General features: G+C 63.8%; 14 protein-coding genes and 1 pseudogene. 12 read left to right on the top strand and 3 right to left on the bottom strand.

Annotated elements, in window-relative coordinates; genetic code table 11:
* Positions 1-83: 83 nt before the first annotated feature.
* From HV675_RS25565 to HV675_RS25555, 3 genes are all read right to left on the bottom strand, one after another.
* Positions 84-818, bottom strand: coding sequence for a YceH family protein (locus HV675_RS25565; RefSeq protein WP_175114242.1), 735 nt, complete (start codon positions 816-818; stop codon positions 84-86).
* Between the two features lie 179 nt (positions 819-997).
* A complete protein-coding gene (locus HV675_RS25560; protein WP_175114241.1) occupies positions 998-1,891 on the bottom strand; it encodes a DMT family transporter in 894 nt (297 codons plus the stop codon).
* Between the two features lie 187 nt (positions 1,892-2,078).
* Positions 2,079-3,473, bottom strand: a complete 1,395-nt coding sequence (locus HV675_RS25555; RefSeq protein ID WP_175114240.1) for an FAD-binding oxidoreductase — start codon at positions 3,471-3,473, stop codon at positions 2,079-2,081.
* A 295-nt stretch (positions 3,474-3,768) separates the two neighbouring features.
* On the opposite strand from HV675_RS25555, the gene HV675_RS25550 reads away from it, so the two are divergent.
* The 12 genes and pseudogenes from HV675_RS25550 to HV675_RS25495 form a co-directional block, all read left to right on the top strand.
* Entirely contained in the window at positions 3,769-3,945 is a 177-nt protein-coding gene (locus HV675_RS25550; RefSeq protein WP_175114239.1) for a hypothetical protein, read from the top strand.
* 249 nt (positions 3,946-4,194) lie between these two features.
* Entirely contained in the window at positions 4,195-5,412 is a 1,218-nt protein-coding gene (locus tag HV675_RS25545; RefSeq protein ID WP_175114267.1) for a phytanoyl-CoA dioxygenase family protein, read from the top strand.
* A 73-nt stretch (positions 5,413-5,485) separates the two neighbouring features.
* The gene (locus HV675_RS25540) at positions 5,486-6,682 is read left to right on the top strand and encodes a fumarylacetoacetate hydrolase family protein (protein WP_175114238.1); all 1,197 of its coding nucleotides are present in this window, start codon (positions 5,486-5,488) and stop codon (positions 6,680-6,682) included.
* A gap of 431 nt (positions 6,683-7,113) precedes the next feature.
* On the top strand, positions 7,114-8,226 hold the full coding sequence (locus HV675_RS25535) for an ABC transporter ATP-binding protein (protein ID WP_175114237.1): 1,113 nt from the start codon (positions 7,114-7,116) through the stop codon (positions 8,224-8,226).
* Positions 8,213-9,325 carry an ABC transporter ATP-binding protein gene (locus HV675_RS25530; RefSeq protein ID WP_175114236.1) on the top strand — a complete coding sequence of 371 codons (1,113 nt, stop codon included), beginning with the start codon at positions 8,213-8,215 and terminating at the stop codon, positions 9,323-9,325. Before HV675_RS25535 ends, HV675_RS25530 begins: the two co-directional genes overlap by 14 nt.
* Positions 9,322-10,215, top strand: coding sequence for a carbohydrate ABC transporter permease (locus HV675_RS25525; protein WP_175114235.1), 894 nt, complete (start codon positions 9,322-9,324; stop codon positions 10,213-10,215). Before HV675_RS25530 ends, HV675_RS25525 begins: the two co-directional genes overlap by 4 nt.
* Positions 10,208-11,029 carry a carbohydrate ABC transporter permease gene (locus HV675_RS25520; RefSeq protein ID WP_175114234.1) on the top strand — a complete coding sequence of 274 codons (822 nt, stop codon included), beginning with the start codon at positions 10,208-10,210 and terminating at the stop codon, positions 11,027-11,029. The genes HV675_RS25525 and HV675_RS25520 overlap by 8 nt, the downstream gene beginning before the upstream one ends.
* Positions 11,029-11,310, top strand: coding sequence for a DUF2160 domain-containing protein (locus HV675_RS25515; RefSeq protein ID WP_175114233.1), 282 nt, complete (start codon positions 11,029-11,031; stop codon positions 11,308-11,310). The genes HV675_RS25520 and HV675_RS25515 overlap by 1 nt, the downstream gene beginning before the upstream one ends.
* Positions 11,311-11,431: 121 nt before the next feature.
* Positions 11,432-13,174, top strand: coding sequence for an ABC transporter substrate-binding protein (locus tag HV675_RS25510; RefSeq protein ID WP_175114232.1), 1,743 nt, complete (start codon positions 11,432-11,434; stop codon positions 13,172-13,174).
* Positions 13,175-13,585: 411 nt separating this feature from the next.
* Positions 13,586-15,835, top strand: a complete 2,250-nt coding sequence (locus HV675_RS25505) for a TonB-dependent receptor (RefSeq protein ID WP_175114231.1) — start codon at positions 13,586-13,588, stop codon at positions 15,833-15,835.
* An 81-nt stretch (positions 15,836-15,916) separates the two neighbouring features.
* Entirely contained in the window at positions 15,917-16,603 is a 687-nt protein-coding gene (locus HV675_RS25500) for a Fe2+-dependent dioxygenase (protein WP_175114230.1), read from the top strand.
* 467 nt (positions 16,604-17,070) lie between these two features.
* Positions 17,071-17,730 (top strand): annotated as a pseudogene (locus tag HV675_RS25495) (hypothetical protein); the annotation flags it as partial.

The raw sequence follows: 17,730 nt of genomic DNA, 5'->3' as shown, positions 1-17,730 counted from the left end.
CCTGACCGTCGTTCGTGCTGCAACTGTCGGCATCGAGCGATGCCGGCATCATGCGTGTGACGGAATGAAGCATCAACCTGCTGCTACTGCGGCTGTTGCGCCGGCTTGTCGTCGGCGGCGATGCCCAGTTCCGCGGCCATCCGCTCGACCAGCGCTTCGAGCCTGGCGACCTTGCCGGCCAGTTCGCTGTATTCGACTTTGAGCGCATGGAGTTCGGCGCTCGCCGAATCTGCCGCGAACCCGTTTTCCGTCGTCTCCGCGACGCCGCGCACCGGCGCCGCTTCGGCCGCATGCGCTTCGCCGCACAGCAGGTGCATCCAGCGGCTTTCGCGCTCGCCCGGCGTGCGCGGCAGTTTCACCGCGAGCGGCGTGCTGCGCGCGGCGAGCTCGTCGAGAAAGGCCTCCACCGACGACGTATCGGCGAACGAATGCAGACGCGTGGTCGCCAGCCGCAATTCCGCGGCCGTTTGCGCGCCGCGCAACAGCAGCGCGGCCAGTAGCGCGGCCGCCTGGCGCGGCACGCCCAGCACGCGCTCGAGATTGTGCTCGAAGCGCGGCACGCGGCTGCTGCTGCCTTCGAATACGAGGCTCAGCCGTTTTAGCGCTTCGATGGCGCCCAGCACCTCGGCTTCACTCGCGTTCATCACGGGCGCGCGCGACGTTTTCTGATTGCAGCCGAGCGTCAGCGCATTCAGCGACAGCGGATAGGTGTCCGGCACGGTGTGCTGCTTTTCGAACAGGACGCCGAGCACGCGTGCCTCGAGCGGCGTCAGCGCGCGCAACGCGGGACGCGGCGTATCGTCGACGGTGGAATTCATGGGTGGTGGGAAATCGCGTGGGTCTGGAACGGGTGGATCGGCACTCGCGATTGTCCTTCAAAAAGCGTTTGGGCTTCAAATTTCACGCATGCGTCTCGCCCGGCGCCTTGCTTTCGTCTCCCGTCTCCCGTCGTCCGGCGCCCGCGTCCGCGCTTGGCTCGCAGGCATTGCAATCCGCTTCATGCGGCTTTCAGCCTGCGCACGATGACGAGCGCAATCCCGCCGAGAATCGCCGCGGCGCTGACGGCGAGCCGCGACGTCAACGGTTCGTTCAACAGGGTGATGCCGCCGAGCCCGGTGATCAGCGGCACGCTCAGTTGCACGGTCGCCGCGCTCGACGCCTTCAGTTCCTTCAATGCCGCATACCAGATCACGTAGCCGAACCCGGACGTGATTGCGCCGGAAAGCAGCGCGTACACGACGCCCGCGCGATCCGCCGACGCGTGCGCGTGCATCAGCAGGCTCAGCGCCGCCGCGAACGGCAGCGCGCGCAGAAAGTTGCCGGCGGTGGCCGCGCCGGGGTCGATGGCGCGCTTGGCGCGCAGCGAGTAGACGCCCCATGCGATGCCCGCGGCCAGCATCAGCAACGCTGACAGCAGCAGTGGCGCCGCGAGCCCCGGCAGCACGAGGCCCACCAGGCCCGCCAGCGCCAGCGCCACGCCGCACCATTGGCGTGCGTGCAAGCGCTCGCCGCTCCATAGCGCGTAACCGGTCATCGACGTCTGCACCGCGCCGAACAGCAGCAGCGCGCCGGTGCCCGCAGGCAAGCCGATGTACGCGTATGAAAACGCGGCGGCATAGACAAACAGCGCAAGCGCCGCGTACCAGTCCGCGCCGCTGCGCGGCTGCCCGGTGCGGCCGCGCTGGATCAGCCACAGCACCGCGGCGGCCGCGAAGATGCGCATCGACGTAAACGTGGCGGGGTCGATCGCGGTCGCTTTCAGCGCGACCCGGCACAGCAGCGAATTGCCCGCGAATGCGAGCATCGCGAGCGCCGTCAGCGTGGCGAGCCGCGCGCGCGATACGGGTGTGCCGGCCGCGGTAGCGGAATGAAGCGACTGGGAGGAGGGCATCAGGTGTCCGGTGCTGTTTCATGCTTCGGGCGATCATATGGCTCGCGCGTCGCCGTTGTTTCATTAAAACTGATGCGCGAGCGCTTTCGCACGCATGCGTCATGAAACGACGGTGCGTTGGCGGGGCATCGCGCATCCGCGAACGCGCGATGCCCCGACGGGTGGCCGGCGGCTGCCGGCTGCCGGGCTACGCCGTGCCGGACGGTTTGATGTTCTGGTTGGTCCTGAACAGATTGTGAGGATCGTAGCGGTCCTTCACCGCCACGAGGCGCTGATAGTTCGGACCATATGCGTCGGCAATCCGCTCGTTTTCTTCCTGCGTCATAAAGTTGACGTACACGCTGCCGAGCGCGAACGGCTTCGTGTTCTCAAAGAACGCGCGCGACCATGCGATGCAGCGCTCGTCGTCGGCAGCTTCGCTCCAGCGGCCGTGCACGTTCATCACATACTGCGCATCGCGGGCCGCGTAGGCGGTCGCATCGGCCGCGACGCGCGCGGTCGCGCCGCCGACCTGCCCGAAAAAGATCTCGCACTGCGGCGAGGGCAGCGTGCCGATCGCGTCGACCAGCGCGTCGATCAGGCCGTCCTGCAGCGCGGCCAGATTGTGCGACTTCCAGTAATTGCGTTCGCCGGGTGCGAGCAGCGGATCGAATGCCTGTTGCCACGCGGCGTACGGCATCGGCCCGAGATGCTCGCCGTACGGCTTGCCGAATTGCCGCACCGCTTCCACCGCGCGCGGACCGTCTTCGAGCGGGCCCGTATAGCAGATCGCGAACGCGATCATCGGCTTGCCGTGCACATCGGCGGGCAGGAACGGCAACGGCGGCGCAAGGCGCGCGACGGCCCAGACGGTCAGTTCGTCGGGCATCGATTCGACCGCGTTGCGGTACAGGCGCAACGCGTCTCTTGCCTGATCGAACGGCAGCACGACGAGGCCGCCATAGACTTCGGGGCCGACCGGGTGCAGCCTGAATTCGAACATCGTGACCACGCCGAAGTTGCCGCCACCGCCGCGAATCGCCCAGAACAGGTCGTGGTGTTCGTCGGCGCTGCAATGCAGGAGTTCGCCATCGGCGGTGACGACATCGGCCGAAACGAGATTGTCGACCGTCATGCCATAGCGGCGGCTCAGCCAGCCGAAACCGCCGCCGACGGTGAGGCCCGCCACGCCGGTTGTCGAGTTGATGCCGAGCGGCACCGCGAGGCCAAACGCCTGCACTTCGTGATCGAGGTCGCGCAGCAGGCAGCCCGGCTCGACGTAAGCGCGTCGTGCGGCCGGATCGACACGCGCCGATTTCATCGCGGACAGGTCGATCACGAGTCCGGCGTCGCATAGCGCGGTGCCCGCGATGTTGTGGCCGCCGCCGCGCATCGCGAGCGGCAGGCGCTGTTCGCGCGCAAAATTCACCGCGCGCCGCACATCGGCGACGCCGGCACAGCGGACGATCACTGCAGGGCGCCGGTCGATCATCGCGTTCCAGATGGTCCGCGCGTCGTCGTAGCCGGCGTCGTCCGGCACGAATACCTGTCCGCGCGTGGCGGCTCTCAGACCTTCAATGGCTTCTTTCGACAGATTCGGCATGGCATACCTCCAGACATGAACAGACCGCTCGCGGCTTTGATTAGACCTCAGGTATTCAATTCGGAAGCCTTACTGTTTTCAAACCAGTAAACGGGCGGTGCTAACGAACACAAACTAACGTATACCCGCAGCCGGCACGGCACGACTGGCGCAAACGCATGATGCGCCGTGCTTCGGGAACGGAAGATGCGCGACGCGAAAATCTGCGCGGATGAGCGACGGAGGGAACACTTCGGGAATACGAAACGCGCGCGTGCCAATCGCGAGAATGCGTGCGTTCAGGACGCACGTGGGGATGAATGCTCAGACGGTAAAGGTCGTTCGCAGAACGACTGACGCAGCGGGCGACGGTGGGGATCGCGGCGCGTACTGCATCGACGCGCCGGCGATCGTCGTCATTACCGCGATGCTGTGGGTTTGTTCAATGGAAGATCAGATACAGAATGACAAGCACGATCAGCGGCACACCTAGCAGCCACCCTATCAGGTAAGGCATGTTGATTCTCCCTGTGCGACTGCCGAAGCGCGAAATCGCTTCATGAACGCAGCGCTTGTGAGCAGGAATGCGCAAGGCGCGTACCCGGGCGCCGACCCGCGTTCAAACGCGGCGGGACGCGCATCGAACGTCCATCCAGGTACTGGCGCGCCGGCGCGGATTGGCGATATGCTCGCAACGCACACCTGAGGAGTGAAGATGCGAGGAGACGACTTGCAGACGCCGATGCCGGCGCATGAGCAGCCCGTGCTGCGACTCGACGGCTATCGCGAAGACCGCTGTTCGGTCACGGAATTTGCCGCGCAGATCGCAGCCGGTGCGCAAGCGCAGCGCACCGATTTTGCACATTCGGCGCCGCACGGCATTCCTTTGTACGACTGCGACGCGCTGTGCAACCTGCTGGAAGATCACGAAACACGCGCGCCATTGCTGGCGGAGTGGGTACATGTGCTGCGCGATGGCGCGGGCGTGCTCGTGCTGCAACATGCGTACGGCGATACCGCGCCGCTCGACGATGCGACCGCGCTTTTCGAGGCGATCATCCGCGACGAACGCGCGCAGGGCGGCGCGGGCGCGGATCATTTCGCGCAGGCGGGCGCGAACGACCGTATCTGGAACGCGCTCGAGAAGCTGTGTCTGCGCGCACCGGAGCTCTTCGCGCGCTACTACGCCAATGCATTTGTCGCGGCCGCGGCCGATGCATGGCTCGGGCCGCACTATCAGATGACGTCGCAGATCAACGTCGTCCGGCCGGGCGGCGCCGCGCAGCAGGCGCACCGCGACTATCACCTGGGTTTTCAGACGGTCGACGATGCGCAGCGCTATCCGGCTCACGTGCACACGATGTCGCCGTTTCTGACGCTGCAAGGGGCTGTCGCGCATTGCGACATGCCGGTGGAAAGCGGGCCGACGAAACTGCTGCCGTACTCGCAGCGCTACGCGCCGGGCTATCTCGCATGGCGGCGCGACGATTTCCGCGCTTACTTCGAAGCGCATTGCGTGCAGTTGCCGCTCGCCAAGGGCGATGCGCTGTTTTTCAATCCTGCGCTGTTTCATGCGGCCGGTGCGAACCGTACCGCGGATGTTGCGCGCATGGCCAATCTGCTGCAGATTTCGTCGGCCTACGGGCGGGCGATGGAGTCGGTCGATCGCATCGCGATGTGCGCGGCGATCTACCCGACGTTGCGCGATTGGGTCGCGCAATGTCGTTTGAGCAGCGTGCAGTTCGACGCAGTGATCAGCAGTTGCGCGGAAGGCTATCCGTTTCCGACCAATCTCGATCGCGATCCGCCGCTTAACGGCCTTGCGCCGCCGAGCCAGCAGACACTCCTGAAACAGGCGCTGGCCGAAGCATGGCCGGCTGAGCGCTTCATCGCTGCACTGCATCAACACGCGCAGCGTCGCGAGACCGGCGCGGCCGGCCATGGCAACGGTCACGCATAGCGTGCGCAGGGGTTGGACTTTGGCGCGAGGCGCTCTACGATAGGGCTCCCTTCCAGCCCGGTTCAACACACCCATGCAAACGATCTCCGCATCAACCTGTCTGCCCGACGATCTCGATCAGGCGTTGCTGGTCGGCCGCGTATGGCGGCGCGACGGTGAACACGAAGGTCCGTGCGTCGTTGCCGTGCGCGGCGGCGACGTGTTCGATATCACGAAGGCCGTACCGACTACCGCCGACCTGTTCGATCGCGCCGACGCGCTCGACGTCGCGCGTCACGCGCCGGGTGTGGCGCTCGGGCCGGTTGCCGCGCTGATCGAAGCCGAAGCCGGAGCGCGCGCCAACGGCGCCGCCGCGCGGCTGCTCGCGCCGTGCGACGTGCAGGCAATCAAGGCGTGCGGCGTCACGTTCGCGGTGAGCCTGCTCGAACGCGTCATCGAAGAGCAGGCGGGGGGCGATCCGTCGAAGGCGCTGGAAGTGCGCGCGACGATTACCGCGTTGATCGGCACCGACCTGTCGAAGATCGAACCCGGCTCGGACGCGGCGATGCGGTTGAAGGCCGAACTCGAGCGCCGCGGCGCATGGTCGCAATATATGGAAGTCGGTATCGGGCCGGATGCCGAGGTGTTTTCGAAGTCGCAGCCGATGTCGTCGGTGGGTTTCGGCGCGGATATCGGGTTGCTGCCGGCGTCGGTCTGGAACAATCCGGAACCTGAGATCGTGCTGGCCGTCAACGGCGCGGGCCGCATCGTGGGCGCGACGCTCGGCAACGACGTGAACCTGCGCGACATCGAAGGGCGTTCCGCGCTGCTGCTCGGCAAATGCAAGGACAACAACGGCTCATGCGCGATCGGCCCGTTCGTGCGGCTGTTCGACGAACGCTTCACGCTCGATACGATTCGCGAGGCGAGCCTGTCGTTGCGCGTCGACGGCGCCGACGACGGCTTCGAACTGGACGGCGTGAGCCATATGAGCGAGATCAGCCGCGACCCTGCCGATCTCGTTGCGCAGACCTGCGGCAAGCATCATCAGTATCCGGACGGCTTCATGCTGTTCCTCGGCACGATGTTTTCGCCGATCAAGGACCGCGATGCGCCGGGCGGCGGCTTTACCCACCATCTCGGCGACGTCGTGACGATCTCGACGCCGACGCTCGGCGCGCTCGTGAATACCGTGCGCCTGTGTACGGAGATCGAGCCCTGGACATTCGGGGTGCGCGCGCTGTACCGCAGTCTTGCCGAGCGCGGGCTGCTTGCTGCGCGTTCGCGTTGAATTGAACTGAGCTGACCGGAACGGAGTATCGGGCCGGTTCGATAGCTGCGCCGCGCTTTCACCGTTTCACTGGTTGCGCCCGGTTTGCTCCGCATCATTTGTTGCGCCGCCTTCGCTCGAAGCGCGCACCCCTCATCGACACAGAGCCTGCTTCGGCAGGCTTTGTCGTTTCTGCCTGCCATCGCGGCTGACTGTTCAATTCTATTGAGCTAACCATAAACTTTCATATAGCAGTGAGATTTCTACAATATGTAATGCATACGTTTTGTATGTGTTTTTAAGTTGTATGGTTAACCCCGATTTAAACGTAAACGAACAAAAGGGACATTCTCTATGTTGTTTTGATTTCCTTTCTGAACATCGAAGTGATCGTAGCCGGCGCGGCACGCAGGACGAAAGCAGCACCCTCGAAGCATAAAAAGGAGAGCGATTTGGTCTTGGAACTGGAGCGGGTCACCGTCGTGGCGGGCGGGCTCACGCATCTGTATAGCGTCGACCTGCGACTCTTACCTGGGGCGATCAACGTGTTGCTGGGGCCGACACAGGCGGGCAAGACCACGCTGATGCGCGTAATGGCCGGGCTCGACCGGCCGGCTTCAGGCCGTGTGCTGGTCGACGGGCGCGACGTGACCGGCGTCAGCGTGCGCGAGCGCAATCTCGCGATGGTGTATCAGCAATTCATCAACTACCCGGCGATGACGGTGTACGACAACATCGCGTCGCCGTTGAAGCTGCAACGCACCGACGCGGCGGAAATTCGCCGGCGCGTGCAGGACGTCGCGGCGAAGCTGCATATCGATCATCTGCTCGAGCGGCGCCCGGGCGAACTGTCGGGCGGCCAGCAACAACGCTGCGCGCTGGCGCGCGCGTTGATCAAGCGCACTTCGCTTGTGCTGCTCGATGAGCCGCTCGTCAATCTCGACTACAAGCTGCGCGAAGAATTGCGCGCCGAATTGACCACGCTTTTCGCGGACAGCGAGACGACCGTTGTCTACGCAACGACCGAGCCGCTCGAGGCGCTGCTGCTCGGCGGCTATACGGCGATTGTCGATAAAGGGCGCGTGCTGCAGTTCGGCCGGACGCTCGATGTGTACAACGCGCCGGTGAGCGTCGACGCGGCCGCGGTATTCAACGACCCGCCGATGAACATGCTGACGAGCGAGCTGACGGGGCACGGCAGCGCGCGGCTGCCGATCGGCATCGAAGTGCCGGTGCGCCGCGCGAACGGGACGAACGGGACGAATGGCGCAAATGGCGCGTGCCGCATCGGCATTCGCCCGGGCCATCTGCGGCTCGCGCCGAACCGGCCGCAAGCGGTGCCGGTGCGTTGCCAGCTCGAACTGGCCGAATTGAGCGGCTCCGAAACCTACCTGCATCTGCATACGCTAAACGGCGGCGTCGATCTGATCGCACAACTGCAAGGCGTGCATCAGATCGATCTCGGCACGCAGCTCGATGTATTCGTCGACCCCGACGAACTCTTCATATTCGGCGCGGACACGAAGCTCGTATCCAGCCCGGAGGCCGCGTATGGCGCGCATTGAGTTCGAGAATCTCGCGCACGCGTATCGGCCGAATCCCGCCACGCTCGACGACTACGCGCTGCAACCGATGAGCATGGTGTGGGAAGACGGCGGCGCGTACGCGCTGCTCGGACCGTCGGGCTGCGGCAAGACGACGCTGCTGAATATCGTGTCGGGGCTCGTCACGCCGTCCGGGGGCAAGGTGCGCTTCGACGGGCGCGACGTCACCGGGCAAAGCCCGCGCGAGCGGAATATCGCGCAGGTGTTCCAGTTCCCGGTGATCTACGACACGATGAGCGTGTTCGACAATCTCGCGTTCCCGTTGCGTAACCGCAATATGCCCGCAGCTGAAGTGAACCGGCGCGTGCATGAAGTCGCCGAGATTCTCGACATGACACGCGAGTTGCCGCGCAAGGCGAGCAATCTCGCCGCCGACGCGAAGCAGAAGATCTCGCTTGGCCGCGGTCTCGTGCGCCGCGATGTCGCGGCGATCCTGTTCGACGAGCCGCTGACGGTGATCGATCCGCGCATGAAGTGGATGCTGCGCCGGCAACTGAAAAAAATTCACCAGCAGCTCAAGCTCACGCTGATCTACGTCACGCACGATCAGGTCGAAGCGCTGACGTTCGCGGACGAGGTGGTCGTGATGACCAACGGGCGCGTCGTGCAAAAAGGCGGACCCGAAGCGCTGTTCCTACGGCCGGACCATGCATTTGTCGGCTACTTCATCGGCAGTCCCGGCATGAATCTGTGCCCGGTCGAACTGGATGCCGATGGCGTGAAGCTCGGCGCGCAGCGCGTCCTGCTCGACGCGGACACGCTCGCCGCGCTGAAGCACGCAGGCGGCCCGTTCACGCTCGGCATTCGTCCGGAGTTCGTGCGGCTTGCGCATGAGGGCGAGCCCGGCGCGGCCCGCGCGCAATTGTTGCGCGTGCAACAGCTCGGCAACTATCAGCTCGTTGCCGCGCAATGCGATGGCCATCTGATCAACGCGAAGCTCGAGCCGCATCTGCGCGTGCCGGACGGTTCCGTGTGGCTGAAACTCGCGGCGCCCGAAACGGTGTTTTTCAGCAACGACGAGCGCATACCCGTGAAGGTCGCCGAAAGGACCGTACGATGAACAAGCCCATCAACCAGAAGGCATGGCTGCTCGTGGTGCCGGTGTTTTTATGTGTCGCGTTCTCGGCGATCCTGCCGTTGATGACAGTGGTCAACTATTCGGTGCAGGACATCATCAGCCCGACGCAGCATGTGTTCGTCGGCACCGAATGGTTTCGCAACATCATGACGGACCCGGATCTGCGCGGCGCGCTCGGGCGGCAGATCATTTTTTCTGCGTGCGTGCTGCTGTTCGAAATACCGCTGGGCGTCGGGCTCGCGCTGGCGATGCCCGCTTCCGGGTGGCGCGCGTCGGCGGCGCTCGTCGTGCTGGCCATGCCGCTGCTGATTCCATGGAATGTGGTCGGCACGATCTGGCAGATCTTCGGACGCCCGGACATCGGTCTGCTCGGCTACGGACTCAATCGCCTCGGCTTCGACTACAACTACACCGCGAGCCCGACCGCCGCGTGGGTCACCGTCCTCGTGATGGACATCTGGCATTGGACGCCGCTTGTCGCGCTGCTCTGTTACGCCGGCCTGCGCGCGATACCCGACGCGTTCTATCAGGCCGCGGAGATAGACGGGGCCAGCCGCTTCGCGGTGTTTCGCCATATCGAGCTGCCGAAGATGCGCGGCGTGCTGATGATCGCGGTGCTGCTGCGCTTCATGGACAGCTTCATGATCTACACCGAACCGTTCGTGCTGACGGGCGGCGGTCCCGGCGACTCGACCACGTTTCTCAGCCAGTATCTGACGCAAAAAGCCGTCGGCCAGTTCGACCTGGGTCCGGCGGCGGCGTTTTCGCTGATCTACTTCCTGATCATCCTGTTGCTGTGCTTCATTCTGTACAACTGGATGAGCCGCGTCGGCACAGGCGGACCTGCCGCGGAAGGAGGCGAGCATGCATGACCGGACCGGGCAGCGCCGCTGGATTCGCGCGCTGGTGCTCACCCTCTACATCCTGTTCGCGCTGATTCCGCTGTACTGGATGCTGTCGATCGCGCTGCGTACGAACGAGGAAACGATGTCGGCGTTCGCGCTGCTGCCGCAGCATGTCACGTTCGAGAACTTCAAGGTGATCTTCACCGATTCGTCGTGGTACTGGGGGTACATCAACTCGATCATCTACGTGGTGATGAACACCGTGCTGTCGGTGCTGGTGGCCTTGCCGGCCGCGTATGCGTTCTCGCGTTATCGCTTCCTCGGCGACAAGCATATGTTCTTCTGGCTGCTGACGAACCGGATGACACCCCCCGCGGTGTTCCTGCTGCCGTTCTTCCAGCTGTATTCGAGCATCGGGCTGCAGGACACGTATATCGCAGTCGCGCTGGCGCACATGCTGTTCAACGTGCCGCTCGCGGTATGGATTCTCGAAGGATTCATGTCGGGCGTGTCGCGCGAAATCGACGAGACCGCGTATATCGACGGCTATTCGTTCCCGACCTTCTTCGTGAAGATCTTTCTGCCGCTGATCAAGTCGGGCGTCGGTGTGACCGCGTTCTTCTGCTTCATGTTCAGCTGGGTCGAACTGCTGCTCGCGCGCACGCTGACCACGGTCAACGCGAAGCCGATCGCGGCGGTGATGACGCGCACCGTATCGGCGGCGGGCATGGACTGGGGCGTGCTGTCGGCGGCCGGTGTGCTGACCATCATCCCGGGCGCGCTCGTGATCTATTTCGTGCGCAACTACATCGCCAAGGGCTTTGCAATGGGGAGAGTGTGATGCTCACGTGGATGTACTGGACGCCGGAAGTCGCGATCTTTTTTATTTGCGTCGTCGTGATGCTCGCCGGCATGACCGTGTGGGAGCTGCGCGCGCCGACCGTCGAGCGCAAAGGTTTTCTGCCGATCGCAACGACACGCGGCGATCGGCTCTTTATCGGCTTGCTGGCGGCCGCGTACGTGAATCTGTTCTGGCTCGCGGTGACGCGCGAAGGCGCCAACGTCTGGCCGGGTTTCGCGGCTTCGGTCGTGGTGCTGCTGGTGGTGATGTGGAGAGGCTAGCCGCAAGCAATCGATATCGATACGCGCAGAGCGCATTCAGATGAGAAGAGACCGGTTCCGTTGATGCCCCGGGCGGCCGCCGGCGGATGATCCAAGGGGTGTGGAGACACAGGAGAAGACCATGCAACACAGGAGACGGATCGTCGCGCTCGCGGTCGCTGGCGTCGTTGCAGGCGCCTTGGCGGACCATGCCGCGGTGGCGGGCATGCCCGAGGCGCAGAAATGGGTCGACAGCGAGTTTCAGCCCAGCACGCTCAGCAAGCAGCAGCAGATGGACGAGATGAAGTGGTTCATCGATACGGCCGCGAAGCTGAAGTCGCAGGGCGTCAAGGAAGTTCATGTGGTATCCGAAACGATTGACACGCATATCTATGAGTCGAAGACGCTCGCGAAGGCGTTCACCGAAATTACCGGCATTCCGGTGAAGCACGACATCATTCAGGAAGGGGACGTTGTCGAGAAGTTGCAGACGTCGATGCAGTCGGGGCAAAGCATCTACGACGGCTGGATTTCCGATTCCGATCTGATCGGCACGCACTACCGCTATGGTGTGATCATCCCGCTGTCCGACTATATGGCGGGCGAAGGCAAGGACTATACGAACCCGGGTCTCGACATCAAGGACTTTATCGGCACGAGCTTCACCACGGCGCCGGACAAGAAGCTCTACCAGCTGCCGGACCAGCAGTTCGCGAACCTGTACTGGTTCCGTGCCGACTGGTTTGCGCGCAAGGACCTGCAGGACAAGTTCAAGACGAAGTACGGCTATGACCTCGGCGTGCCGGTCAACTGGTCCGCTTATGAAGACATCGCCGAGTTCTTCACCAACGATGTGAAGACGGTCGACGGCGAAAAAGTGTATGGGCACATGGACTACGGCAAGAAGGACCCGTCGCTCGGATGGCGTTTCACCGACGCGTGGCTGTCGATGGCGGGAGAGGCCGACAAGGGCATTCCGAACGGCATGCCGGTCGACGAATGGGGCATTCGCGTGACGCCGGACGGCTGCCATCCGGTCGGCGCATCGGTGTCGCGCGGCGGCGGCACCAACAGCCCCGCGGCCGTTTATGCGACCACCAAGTACATCGACTGGTTGAAGAAGTACGCGCCGCCCGAAGCGTCGGGCATGACGTTCAGCGAGGCGGGCCCGGTGCCGGCGCAAGGCCGCATCGCGCAGCAGGTGTTCTGGTACACCGCGTTCACCGCGTCGATGCTCAAACCCGGCAACGTGACCAACCCGGACGGCACGCCGAAGTGGCGCATGGCGCCGTCGCCGCATGGCGCGTACTGGAAAGACGGCATGCAGAACGGCTACCAGGACGTCGGTTCGTGGACCTTCTTCAAATCGACGCCAGCCAACCAGCGCGCGGCCGCATGGCTTTACGCGCAGTTCGTGACGTCGAAGTCGGTGTCGCTGAAGAAGTCGATCGTCGGGCTCACGTTTATTCGCGACTCGGATATCCATAGCGACTACTTCACGAAGAACGCCGACAAGTACGGCGGCCTGATCGAGTTCTATCGCAGCCCGGCGCGTGTCGCGTGGACGCCGACCGGCAACAATGTGCCGGACTATCCGAAGATGGCGCAGTTGTGGTGGAAGAACGTCGGCACCGCGGTGGCCGGCGAGAAGACGCCGCAGGCCGCGATGGACACGCTCGCGAAGGAGATGGATCAGGTGCTCGCACGACTGCAGCGCGCGGGGATGAAGTCGTGCGCGCCCGAGTTGAATCCCGAAAGCGACCCGTCGAAATGGCTGTCCGACCAGCACGCGCCGTGGAAGAAACTGGCGAACGAAAAGCCGAAGGGCGAGACCGTCAAGTACGATCAATTGCTTTCAGCATGGAAAGCCGGCAAGGTCCGTTGACGGTGCGCACGCACTAAACATTCGGACGAAACAGGGCGACAGGGCGGCACGCGAAGTGCCGCCCTTTTTCTTTTTCGGCGTGGACTGACGGCCTGTCGGGGCTGTGCGGGCGAGTGCGTTGCCGCGTCACGCCAATCGGGATGTTGCCAATTCTTTCAAATTGGCAACTGATGCATTTCGACGACAGCCTTGCCAGCCAACGATTGATAACTCCTGTCATTTATGGAATGATAGCGATTCTCATTTAGTTGTAACTGTTTTTAACAAAAAATAAGCAAACACAACTCATCGGCGGTGGCTCGTCACGGCCGGCTGGGGTGGTCCCCGCACGCTTTATCGCGTGCGCCGGCGGCACAAAGCAGAAGGCGTTGCCGGCTCATAAGAACCAACTGACAACGACAGGGAACCAGGATGTTGAAGACAACGCCACTCGCGGCGGCTGCCATGGCCATTTTCGCGACGCCGCTTTACGCGCAGACGACCGCGCCGAACGCACCCGCCGGTGCGCAGGTCGCGCAGGCAAGCACCGGCCAGGCGGCCGATGCAAAAGACGCCGGCGCGGGCGACGGCGCCGCACCGGGCGCGACGCTGCCCGCGGTGAAGGTGACCGGCCAGGCGGACACCAGCACCGATTTCCAGCCGGACATCTCGAGTGTCGGCGCGAAAGTGCCGACCGCGTTGCGCGACATTCCGCAGGCCGCCGTGGTGGTGCCGAAGGCGGTGTTGCAATCGCAGGCCGCGTCGTCGTTTACCGACGCATTGCGTAATGTGCCCGGCATCACGATCGCGGCGGCCGAAGGCGGCACGATCGGCAACAACATCAACCTGCGCGGCTTCAGCGCGCGCACCGATATTTATCTCGACGGCTTTCGCGACCGCGGCCAGTACTATCGCGACACGTTCAACCTCGAATCGATCGATGTGCTGTACGGCCCGTCTTCGCTGTATTTCGGCCGCGGCTCGACCGGCGGCGTGATCAACCAGGTCAGCAAGCAGCCGACGCTCAAGCCGCGTGCGGATGTGTCCGTGCAGGCCGGCACCAGCGACCGCTACCGCACGACCGTCGACCTCGACACGCCGATCAACGATACCTCTGCATTCCGTATCAATGCGTTCGGCCAGGACCTCGGCTCGACGCGCGACCAGATGAAAAGCAAGGACTACGGCGTGGCGCCGGAAGTGAAGTTCGGCATCGGCACGCCGACCGAAATCACGCTGTCCGCGCTGATCCAGCACAACCGCGATCAGCCGGACTACGGCATCCCGTCGCTTAACGGCCATCCGGCGTCGGTGGTCGGCCCGTCGACGTTCTACGGCTTTACGAACGATCGCACGATCCAGGATGTGCAGACGTTTTCGTTGGGCATCAAGCATCGCTTCAACGACAACGTCACGCTGAGCAACCAGACGCAATACAGCCACTACAGCACCGACGTGCGCGCGTCGAACCCGGCCGCGGTGCTGACCGGACCGCTCGCGACGTCGACTGCGCTCACCAACGGCAACTTCACGTCGCTCGATCCGTCGCAGCTCTTCGTGAAGATGCAGGGCAAGGATCGGGTGATCAACGACCATTCGTTGTACAACACGACCGAGCTGCAGACGAAGTTCGCGACCGGCTTCCTGAAACACGAACTGCTGACGGGCGTCGATCTGAGCCACGAGACGTACAGCAACCAGTCGTATAACGCGACCACGCCGGGGCTGCCGACCAACACGATCGCGGTCGTGCCGCTGCTCGATCCGGCTTATGTGCCCACGCCGTCGAACCTGCAGATCACGCCGGGCAATCTCGCCGAATCGAGCGCGAACGGCATCGGCATCTACGCGAACGACACGGTGTCGATCGGCCAGCACTGGAAGGTGGTCGGCGGCGTGCGCTGGGACCGCTATGAGGCGTCGATCAACAACTCGTTGAACGCGCCGGGCTATGCGACGCAAACCAACTATTTCACCAGCGTGCGCGGCGGCGTGATCTGGCAGCCGACCGACTGGCAGTCGTACTACGTGTCGTACGGCACGTCGTTCGATCCGTCGCTCGAAGCGCTGACGCTGACCAATGGTCAACAGAACCTGCCGCCCGTGCACAACAAGTCGTACGAAGTGGGCGCGAAATGGGATCTGCTTGGCGGCGGGCTGTCGGTCACGCAGTCGCTGTTCAATATCGAGCAGACCAACGCGCGTACGCTGAACGTCGACGGCACGTATTCGCTTGAAGGCGATATCCGTGTGCGCGGTTACCAGCTCGGTGTAGCGGGCCGCATCACGAACAAGTGGCAGGTGTTCGGCGGCTACACGTATATGGACGGCGAGATTTTGCAGGCACTCGACGGCACCCAGGGCAATGTTCCCGCGAATACGCCGCGCAATATGCTGACGCTGTGGACGACGTATGCGTTGACGCCGCAATGGGAAATCGGCGGCGGACCGGTGTACACGGGGCCGCGCTACGCGGCGACCAACAACCTCGTCGAAGTGCCGGGTTACACGCGCTGGGATGCGATGGCCGCGTTCCATCAGAAGCACTACGACATCCAGCTGAATCTGATCAACCTGACCAACAAGCATTACTACGATCAGATCATCCAGTCCGACGGCGGCCGCGCGGTGCCGGCGTTGGGCCGCACATTCCTCGCGACGGTAAACTATCGCTTCTACTGATCGCCGCGGGCGAATCCCACGAATGCCGCGCGCGTGCCGCTATGACACGGCGGCGCGCGGCCACGCAGGAAGCGTTGAACGATGATTGTCCCGATTCCCGATGTACTGAGCCCCGCCGATGCCGCCGCGATGCGCGCGCAACTCGAAGCGGCAACCGATTCCTGGGTGCACGGCCGCGCGACGGCCGGCTATCAGGGCGCGCCCGTCAAACACAACCAGCAGATCGACGAAGGCTCGCCGATCGCGCTCGAGTTCGGCGACCGGATCATCGCGTCGCTCGAACGCAATCAGCTTTTCATCAGCGCGGTGCTGCCGAACAAGGTGTACCCACCGCTGTTCAATCGCTACGAAGGCGGCATGCATTTCGGCAGCCATGTCGACGGCGCGATCCGGCTCGTGCCCGGTAGCGGCCGGCGCGTGCGCACCGATGTATCGATCACGCTGTTTCTGACGCCGCCGGACGAATACGATGGCGGCGAACTGCTGATCGAAGACACCTTCGGCCTGCAGGAAGTGAAGCTGCCGGCCGGTCACGCGATCGTCTATCCGGGCACGAGCCTGCATCAGGTGCGGCCGGTCACGCGCGGGGTACGTGTGTCGAGCTTCTTCTGGGCGCAAAGCCTCGTGCGCGACGACACGCAGCGCGCGTTGCTGTTCGATCTGGATAACGCGATCCAGCGCCTGAACGCATCGAATGGCGACGAAGCGGCGCGACGCACGCTGGTGGGTTGCTACCACAACCTGTTGCGGATGTGGAGCGACACCTGATTTCACGGCGCGCGGGCCGCACGCCGGCCGCGCATACCGCGAGGTTAGTGCGTAACCGGTTAGCCTGCGCAACGACCGCTTCGCGGTATAAAATCACGCGTTGCGAAAAAAAGAACGCGCCGCACGGAAAGCGCACGTTCACGCATCGACCCATAGCGTCGCTGCGTTCAATAACAACTCCCGCCCGTTTTCTCTACCCCCTCTCGCTGCAGCTTACCGGTTACCCGGTAACCGAATTGAATGCGGCATGAATAGCATCCTTATAATCCGAGACTTTTGAAGTCCTCGTTTGCGTAGTCACGACGCCAATTCCTTGCCGTAAGCGCACACGTTTGCGTCCCGGCAATTTGCCGCTCACTTTCCAACGCAAACGCGTTTAGCCCGCTGAACATGGCCTATAGAAGCCAGGCATGCGGGCCATTCCGCAGGGAATGAAACGTCGGCGCGGCATCACTAACTACACGACTATGCGATCGAGAAACATCGGGGTGTTGTGCGTATTCGCTGTCTGCCTGGCCGCCCGAGCGGCACAGGCGGCGGCGTTCGTCGCGTCGACGCAGTCGGCGGCGGGAGCGGCGACCGGCTTCGCCAACGAGGGGTTTTCAGGTACGGATTGCGCGGGGCCTGCGGTGCTGCGTTTGCCTGCGCCGCTCGGCGGCATGGGCATGAACCGCACGCTCAACACGGGTACGCCGGTGAACTGCCGCTTTACGTCAGGCGCGAACGGCGGCGCAGGCGGTGGCGCCGGCGCACAGACGTCGGCGTTTGCCGATGCCGCCGCCCAGTCAGGCGCCGACTCGATTGCCGCGTCCGACGCAAGCGCGGCACCCGATCAACTGGTTGCTCACGCAAGCGGTATGGCTGGCGCTTCGTTTGCCGCGCAATCCATGCCGGATTCGATGGCCAATGCCGCGCCGGATTCGACGACGCGCTCCCTCACCACGCCTCCCGGCGACGCCCCCTCGAGCGCGGAGTCCGCCCGGCAGGCGGATACGCCAGGCCCCGCGATTCCCTGGGCGCTGCTGATCCGGGTTGGTCTTGCGATCCTGCTGGGCGCCGCCTTGCTCGCAGGTGTGATCGGGGGCGGCGTGGCGGCCCGCGCGCGCTGGTTCAGCCCGCGCGCGACG

It is taken from the genome of Paraburkholderia solisilvae (genome assembly GCF_902859875.1).
GTDB lineage: Bacteria > Pseudomonadota > Gammaproteobacteria > Burkholderiales > Burkholderiaceae > Paraburkholderia > Paraburkholderia solisilvae.
This window is presented reverse-complemented; position numbering and strand designations above follow the sequence as displayed.

Excerpts from the sequence above, each read along its gene's own strand:
- HV675_RS25510 (WP_175114232.1), top strand. The coding sequence starts at position 11,432 with ATGCAACACAGGAGACGGATCGTCGCGCTCGCGGTCGCTGGCGTCGTT.
- HV675_RS25545 (WP_175114267.1), top strand. The coding sequence starts at position 4,195 with ATGCCGGCGCATGAGCAGCCCGTGCTGCGACTCGACGGCTATCGCGAA.
- HV675_RS25515 (WP_175114233.1), top strand. The coding sequence starts at position 11,029 with ATGCTCACGTGGATGTACTGGACGCCGGAAGTCGCGATCTTTTTTATT.
- HV675_RS25505 (WP_175114231.1), top strand. The coding sequence starts at position 13,586 with ATGTTGAAGACAACGCCACTCGCGGCGGCTGCCATGGCCATTTTCGCG.
- HV675_RS25540 (WP_175114238.1), top strand. The coding sequence starts at position 5,486 with ATGCAAACGATCTCCGCATCAACCTGTCTGCCCGACGATCTCGATCAG.
- HV675_RS25560 (WP_175114241.1), bottom strand. The coding sequence starts at position 1,891 with ATGCCCTCCTCCCAGTCGCTTCATTCCGCTACCGCGGCCGGCACACCC.
- HV675_RS25520 (WP_175114234.1), top strand. The coding sequence starts at position 10,208 with ATGCATGACCGGACCGGGCAGCGCCGCTGGATTCGCGCGCTGGTGCTC.
- HV675_RS25550 (WP_175114239.1), top strand. The coding sequence starts at position 3,769 with ATGAATGCTCAGACGGTAAAGGTCGTTCGCAGAACGACTGACGCAGCG.
- HV675_RS25500 (WP_175114230.1), top strand. The coding sequence starts at position 15,917 with ATGATTGTCCCGATTCCCGATGTACTGAGCCCCGCCGATGCCGCCGCG.
- HV675_RS25530 (WP_175114236.1), top strand. The coding sequence starts at position 8,213 with ATGGCGCGCATTGAGTTCGAGAATCTCGCGCACGCGTATCGGCCGAAT.
- HV675_RS25565 (WP_175114242.1), bottom strand. The coding sequence starts at position 818 with ATGAATTCCACCGTCGACGATACGCCGCGTCCCGCGTTGCGCGCGCTG.
- HV675_RS25525 (WP_175114235.1), top strand. The coding sequence starts at position 9,322 with ATGAACAAGCCCATCAACCAGAAGGCATGGCTGCTCGTGGTGCCGGTG.
- HV675_RS25555 (WP_175114240.1), bottom strand. The coding sequence starts at position 3,473 with ATGCCGAATCTGTCGAAAGAAGCCATTGAAGGTCTGAGAGCCGCCACG.